Below are 5,820 nucleotides of genomic sequence, written 5' to 3' on the forward strand. Positions count from 1 at the left end.
TGGCGGCGGCCACCATGTATTTCCTTGCGGTCGAACCCGCTTTCTCGGTGTAGCCGCTTGCGCCTTCCGGTGCCTGCATGCCCGGCAAAGTCGCCTGCATGCCTTGAGAAGTCACCTGCGGCGACGGGCCGGCGCATGCCGCCAGCAGCATGGCAAGAACGAGTGAGGGAATTCCTGCTTTCAACATGGGCGCTCCAAAAAGAAAAGGACAAGCTCGACGCTTGTCCTAGTCTAATTGCGCACGGCAGTTGTTGTCATGCTGCCATGCCGTGAATCTGTGCCGGGCTTGCGTTAGCTCACCCGGGCTTTGCATTCACATTACTTCGGCTGCATGCGGATCGCGCCGTCGAGGCGGATCGTTTCGCCGTTGAGCATCGAATTCTCGATGATGGTCTTTGCCAGGCTGGCGTACTCAGCCGGCTTGCCGAGGCGCGGGGGGAACGGAACCATCTTGCCCAGCGCGTCCTGCACTTCCTGCGGCATGCCGAGCAGCATCGGGGTTTCGAAAATGCCCGGGGCGATGGTCATGACGCGGATGCCGTTGCGCGAGAGGTCGCGTGCCATCGGCAGCGTCAGGCCGACGACCGCCGCCTTGGACGCGCCGTACGCAGCCTGGCCGATCTGGCCGTCGTATGCGGCAACGGATGCGGTGTTGATGATGACGCCGCGCTCGCCGCCGTCGCTTGCCTCGGTCTTGGACATGGCGTCAGCCGCCAGGCGCGCCATGTTGAAGGTGCCGACCAGATTGATGTTGACCACGCGCTGGAACACGTCGAGCGGATGCGGACCGTCCTTGCCCACGGTCTTGACTGCCGGGGCGACGCCAGCGCAATTGATCAGGCCGCGCAGCGTACCCAGCGAGGCGGCGGCTTCGACGACGGCCTTGCCGTCAGCTTCGGACGTCACGTCGCACTTGACGAACTTGCCCTTCAGCTCGGCGGCCAGCTTCTCGCCCGCTTCCACCTGCACGTCGGCCAGCACCACCTTGCCGCCGTTTTCCACGATCATGCGCGCAGTTGCCGCGCCGAGGCCGGACGCGCCGCCGGTGATGATGAATACGCTGTTCTGGATCTGCATTGCTTCCTCTTGTTGATGAACGGAAAAATTTATGACGTTAACGTAAACGTAAAGAAAACCAATTGTAGCCAATTTTGATTGGCGAAAGCAAAAAAGGCGGCCGAAGCCGCCTTCTCCCGATATGGCGGGATTGCCTTACTTCGCGTCCGACTGAGCCTGCGTCGGTGCTGCCGGGGTAACTGCCGGAGCCGGCGCGCTGACAGCGGCAGGCGCTGTCGCATGACCAGCAGTTGCCGTCACGCCGACGGCCGGCAGCAACGGTACCAGCAGAAGCGCCACGATGTTAATGATCTTGATCAACGGATTGACCGCGGGGCCGGCGGTGTCCTTGTACGGGTCGCCCACGGTGTCGCCAGTGACCGCCGCCTTGTGCGCATCGGAACCCTTGCCGCCGTGGTGGCCGTCTTCGATGTACTTCTTGGCGTTGTCCCAGGCGCCGCCGCCGGTACACATCGAGATCGCCACGAACAGGCCGGTGACGATGGTACCCATCAGCAGGCCGCCCAACGCAGCCGGGCCGAGGATCAGGCCGACGAGGATAGGCACGACGACCGGCAACAGGGACGGCACGATCATTTCCTTGATCGCGGCGGTGGTCAGCATGTCGACCGCCTTGCCATATTCCGGCTTGCCGGTGCCTTCCATGATGCCCTTGATGTCACGGAACTGGCGTCGAACTTCTTCGACCACGCTGCCAGCTGCACGTCCCACCGCTTCCATCGCCATCGCGCCGAAGAGGTAGGGAATCAGGCCGCCGATGAACAGGCCGACGATCACCATGTGGTCGGACAGGTCGAAGCTGAGGTGCATGCCGCGTGCTTCAAGCGCGTGGGTGTAGTCGGCGAACAGCACGAGTGCCGCCAGGCCGGCCGAACCGATCGCATAGCCCTTGGTCACGGCCTTGGTAGTGTTGCCCACGGCGTCCAGAGGATCGGTGATATCGCGCACGCTGTCGGGCAGTTCGGACATCTCGGCAATGCCGCCGGCGTTGTCGGTAATCGGGCCGTAGGCGTCGAGCGCAACGATGATGCCGGCCATACTCAGCATCGAGGTTGCCGCAACGGCGATGCCATACAGGCCGCCCAGCTTGAACGACAGCCAGATTGCGATACACACGAAGAGCACCGGCCATGCGGTGGATTTCATCGACACGCCGAGGCCGGCGATGATGTTGGTGCCATGGCCGGTGGTCGATGCCTGCGCAACGTGCTGCACGGGCTTGTAGTCGGTGCCGGTGTAGTACTCGGTGATCCACACCATCAGTGCGGTCAATGCGAGGCCGACGACGCAAGCGCCAAACAGTGCTATTGCGCTGACGCTCTTGCCGTCTGACATGGCAACCGCTTCGGGGAACAACCAGGTGGTCACGAAGTAGAAGGCCACGAGCGAAATGACGCCGGCGATGATGAGGCCCTTGTACAGCGCGGGCATCACGTTCTTCATGCCTGGCGATGCCTTCACGAAGCTGCAGCCGATAATGGACGCAATGATCGACACGCCGCCGAGCACGAGCGGATAGATCACGGCATTCAGCGGCGCGCCCGTCACCATCAGCGCGCCAAGCGTCATGGTCGCGATCAGGGTCACGGCATAGGTTTCGAACAGGTCGGCTGCCATGCCAGCGCAGTCGCCCACGTTGTCGCCAACGTTATCGGCGATCACCGCCGGGTTGCGCGGGTCGTCTTCGGGGATGCCGGCTTCCACCTTGCCCACGAGGTCGGCGCCGACGTCAGCGCCCTTGGTGAAGATACCGCCGCCGAGACGGGCGAAGATGGAGATCAGGGAAGAGCCGAAGGCAAGGCCAAGCAAAGGCTTGAGGGTGGTCGCGTCGACTGTCTTGCCTTTGGTGATGAACCAGAAGAAGAGGGTCACGCCGAGCAGCCCGAGGCCGACCACCAGCATGCCCGTGATCGCGCCGCCGCGGAAGGCAACGGCCAGCGCCGGGCTGATGCCGTTCGTCGCTGCCTGCGCGGTACGCACGTTGGCGCGCACCGACACGTTCATGCCGATGAAGCCGCAAGCGCCGGAAAGCACGGCACCTACAACAAAGCCGATGGCGGTGGTGACATCAAGGAAGACGCCGATCAGGATGGCGAGGACGACACCGACGATGCCGATTGTCTTGTACTGACGGGCGAGGTAGGCACCGGCGCCCTGCTGAATGGCCGCCGCGATTTCCTGCATGCGGGCGTTGCCCGCATCCTGGCTCAAGATCCAACTCCGGGACACCAATCCGTAGATGACGGCAATGATGCCGCACACTACGGCCAACCACAAACCTGTTGCCATATCGACTCCTCCAATTGTTTCACGACAAAGTTAAAACAACGACGTTTCGGAGGACGGCGACGGCATACGCCCTGTGCTGCAAGAAGGTATCTGCTGTCGTCGTCCGGCGACTACTACGCACTGCAAACTTCTTGTGCTACGGATTGCTGAAGAGATTCGGTTGGCCCGTATTCTTGCATACGGGATTTTGTCTGGATACTTGCGTCAGGCTCCCCCTGCCGATTCGTTGATCTAAAACAGGCCATCACCCGGAAAAAAAAAGCGGACATGAAGTCCGCTTTCCTTTTTACTCCGACAAGGCCGCAAAGGCTTTGTCGCGGATCGTCTCGACTGGGCCGACACCCGAAATCTTGCGGTATTTCGGCGCGCCAGGCTTTCCGGACTCTGCCCACTTGTTGTAGTAGCCGACCAGCACTTCGGTCTGGTCGTGGTAGACCGTGAGGCGCTTCTTGACGGTTTCTTCCTTGTCGTCGTCACGCTGGATCAACTCTTCGCCGGTGACGTCGTCCTTGCCTTCCACCTTCGGCGGATTGAACTTGACGTGGTAGGTACGGCCGGACGACTGGTGCACACGGCGACCGCTCATGCGTTCGACGATGGACTCGTCGGGCACATCGATCTCGAGCACGTAATCGATCGCGACGCCTGCATCCTTCATTGCGTCAGCCTGCGGAATGGTGCGCGGGAAGCCGTCGAACAGGTAACCGTTCGCGCAGTCAGGCTGCTTGAGACGATCCTTGACGAGGCCGATGATGATGTCATCGGATACCAGTCCGCCGGCATCCATCACCTTCTTGGCTTCGAGGCCGAGCGGCGTTCCTGCCTTGACCGCGGCACGCAGCATGTCGCCGGTGGAGATCTGCGGGATGTTGAATTTTTCCTTGATGAAATTCGCTTGCGTGCCTTTGCCGGCACCTGGCGGTCCTAAAAGGATGAGGCGCATGGTGTGTCCTAGACTGGTTTTAAATTTGTATTCGGTGACGAGGATTTCCGCTCGGGCTGGCGGATTTACCTCAAAGACATGCTTTTATCACACTAACTTTTCATGAAACTTACCACAGAATCTCGCCTGACCGGAATCCCATCCCGGATTTCTTCTACTTTTCTTGACCGAAATAGCTTCTGACCCGCGCAAGATCCTCCGGCGTATCGACGCCTGCGGCAGGCGCGTTCGGCGTGACATGGACCGCAATCGGGTAGCCATGCCACAACACGCGCAGCTGCTCCAAGGCTTCGATTTGCTCCAACGGAGACAAGGCCAGGCGCGGATAGTCCTGCAGAAAAGCGTTGCTGTATGCATACAGGCCGATGTGCCGCAGCGGCATATAGCCGGCTGGAATAGTTTCCTTCGATTGCGCGAAACCGTCGCGATGCCAGGGAATGGTGGCGCGCGAGAAGTAGAGTGCCCTGCCCGTCATATCCAGCACGACCTTGACCACGTTCGGATTGAATATCTCGGCTGTGTCCGCAATCGGATGGGCCGCAGTCGCCATCGGCACATCGGGCGCGATGAGCTTCGCCGTTGCAGCAATCAATGCCGGATCGATCAGCGGCTCGTCGCCCTGCACATTGACGACGACAGCATCGCCAGGCAAGGACATCGCAGCAGCCACTTCAGCGATGCGGTCGGTACCGGACGGATGGTCGGCGCGTGTCATGTGCGCCACGACACCGTGGTCACGACATGCCGCGAGGATGTCCGCGTGGTCGGTGGCTACGGCCACCTGCGATGCGCCGGATTGCACGGCACGTTCGGCGACGCGCACTACCATCGGCTTGCCGCCAAGGTCGGCCAAGGGCTTGTTCGGCAGCCTGGTCGATGCCAGCCGTGCAGGAATAATGACAGTAAAGGTCATGGACTGTCGCTGCGCGCGGCGCGCAGGATTCAGGGATTGACGTTGGACGGCTGGGCGTTCAGATCGCGCGCCTGGTCGGCCCACATGATGGGGATGCCGTCGCGGATGGGATAGGCGAGCTTGTCAGGGTTGCAGATGAGTTCCTGCGCGTTCTTGTCATACTCGAGGGGGCCCTTGCAGATGGGGCAAACCAGGATATCAAGCAGTCGGGCGTCCACGACATTTCTCCACTATTCGTTTGGCCAGCGCGCTATCGATGCGCGCCGTCACCGGCACGACCCATATGCGCGGGTCGTTGTTGATCGTATCAATTCGCGTACATTTTACTGCATCCTTCTCCGTAATCAGGATGACATCGGCAGTGATCGCGGCGAATGGGTTGACGGAAAAGTCGTAATGATCGGGCAGCGGCAGCTCTTCGATTTCGAGGCCGGCCCGTTTCAGCATCGAGAAGAAACGCGACGGGTTGCCGATCCCGGCGACCGCCACGATACGCTTGCCTGCGAGCTCGCGAAGCGCGACCGGATGGCCTCCGCCCGACAGCGGTTCGGCAAATTCGCCCGCCAGTTCCATGCGCACGGCATCGGCGGGGACCCCC

6 protein-coding genes and 1 pseudogene are annotated in these 5,820 nt (G+C 61.3%); all 7 read right to left on the reverse strand.

The window, feature by feature from the left end:
• Positions 1–187, reverse strand: a pseudogene (locus AYR66_RS29635) (gamma-glutamyltransferase); the annotation flags it as partial.
• A 131-nt stretch (positions 188–318) separates the two neighbouring features.
• On the reverse strand, positions 319–1,077 hold the full coding sequence (locus AYR66_RS16590) for a 3-hydroxyacyl-CoA dehydrogenase (RefSeq protein WP_088708423.1): 759 nt from the start codon (positions 1,075–1,077) through the stop codon (positions 319–321).
• Positions 1,078–1,212: 135 nt separating this feature from the next.
• Positions 1,213–3,366: a sodium-translocating pyrophosphatase gene (locus AYR66_RS16595; RefSeq protein ID WP_088708424.1), complete on the reverse strand. Its 2,154-nt coding sequence runs from the start codon at positions 3,364–3,366 to the stop codon at positions 1,213–1,215.
• A gap of 286 nt (positions 3,367–3,652) precedes the next feature.
• Positions 3,653–4,309 carry an adenylate kinase gene (gene adk / locus AYR66_RS16600; protein ID WP_088708425.1) on the reverse strand — a complete coding sequence of 219 codons (657 nt, stop codon included), beginning with the start codon at positions 4,307–4,309 and terminating at the stop codon, positions 3,653–3,655.
• Between the two features lie 154 nt (positions 4,310–4,463).
• Entirely contained in the window at positions 4,464–5,222 is a 759-nt protein-coding gene (kdsB, locus tag AYR66_RS16605; protein ID WP_088708426.1) for a 3-deoxy-manno-octulosonate cytidylyltransferase, read from the reverse strand.
• A gap of 29 nt (positions 5,223–5,251) precedes the next feature.
• Entirely contained in the window at positions 5,252–5,440 is a 189-nt protein-coding gene (locus AYR66_RS16610) for a Trm112 family protein (RefSeq protein ID WP_088708427.1), read from the reverse strand.
• Positions 5,421–5,820: tetraacyldisaccharide 4'-kinase (locus AYR66_RS16615; protein ID WP_170942319.1), on the reverse strand; the 400-nt coding region annotated here is incomplete at its 5' end. The genes AYR66_RS16615 and AYR66_RS16610, both read right to left, overlap by 20 nt.

Source organism: Noviherbaspirillum denitrificans (genome assembly GCF_002211445.1).
Taxonomy (GTDB): domain Bacteria; phylum Pseudomonadota; class Gammaproteobacteria; order Burkholderiales; family Burkholderiaceae_D; genus Noviherbaspirillum; species Noviherbaspirillum denitrificans.